Annotated in this window: 1 protein-coding gene; it reads right to left on the minus strand. The window is 62.7% G+C overall.

Annotation, left to right across the window (positions count from 1 at the left end; genetic code table 11):
• Positions 1 to 345 precede the first annotated feature (345 nt).
• Positions 346 to 1,048 (minus strand): ImmA/IrrE family metallo-endopeptidase (locus tag RM423_RS24845; RefSeq protein WP_311425714.1); only part of this gene is annotated, 703 nt, incomplete at its 5' end.

The raw sequence follows: 1,048 nt of genomic DNA on the forward strand, positions 1-1,048 counted from the left end.
CGGTATCTGCGTTCGGACACACGACCTCCGCCATGCCCACGCCTCCTGGCTCCTCGCCGGCGGCGCCGACCTGCAGACCGTCAAAGAACGCCTCGGCCGCGGCAGCATCTTCACCACCGAGAAACACTCCACACCCTCGCCGAAACCGACGACACCGCCTGACTACTGTCGCTGCGATCCGAGCCAGGTACCGATTCAGCTAGCCGACTCGACTGTCATTTCAGAACTGCCAACTGCTCGTGCAGTAATCCTGGCGCCTCACATGACAGCGTTCGTGGACGGCGTATCAGGCAGGCGGAATCGTCTGGCCCAGCCGCACCGTAGGACACCATGCGTCTAGACGGATCATCGACCCGGCGGCCGCTTGGGGATCTGTCCGATCTCGAAGTGCTCGTCGACTCCGTGACAGAAGGTGTAGTCGCTCCGATCATGGCGGATTCGACCGGCGACGATCGCGGGCGATACGCCAGCGCGGTCGGCGAGGGCGACGACGTCGCCTTGCGTCTGTGCTCGGACCAAGTCGCTGGCGAGTGTCGCGGGGATGAGGAGTTCGCGCGCGAAGTCGCTCGCTTCTTTCTCTTGGTCTGATTCCGCATCGTCGCCGATCTTGTCGTCATCGACGAATATGTCTCGCTTGCCATGTAGCAGGACGTGGCCGAGTTCATGGAAGAACGCGAACCAGAATCGGTCGCTCTTCTTGCCGCGGTCGCTGAGTTGGACGATGGCCTTCGTCGGTGACAGCCAGCGTGTCGCTCCGCTGGATCTGGCCCCTTCGATCTCAGGTACATAGACGACGGCGACGCCCACGGCAGCGCAACGGTCCTGAAGCTCGTAGCAGAAATCAGGGAAGGGCACGCGAGTGAGTTCCCTGAGCTGGGGCAGGAGCTGCTTGAGTGCGGCCTTTTGGAACGGTTCGCAATGGAGGCTGATGGCTTCAAGCTCACCGAGGCGTAGCCAGACAGCTACCGCGCCCTGGTGTGCCTCGAACGCTGGGGACTTCAGGAAGGCCGCAGATGGCTTCGCCCAGATCGAGCCCCATGCTTCGATG

Source organism: Jatrophihabitans lederbergiae (genome assembly GCF_031845305.1).
GTDB classification, from domain to species: Bacteria; Actinomycetota; Actinomycetes; order Mycobacteriales; family Jatrophihabitantaceae; genus Jatrophihabitans_A; species Jatrophihabitans_A lederbergiae.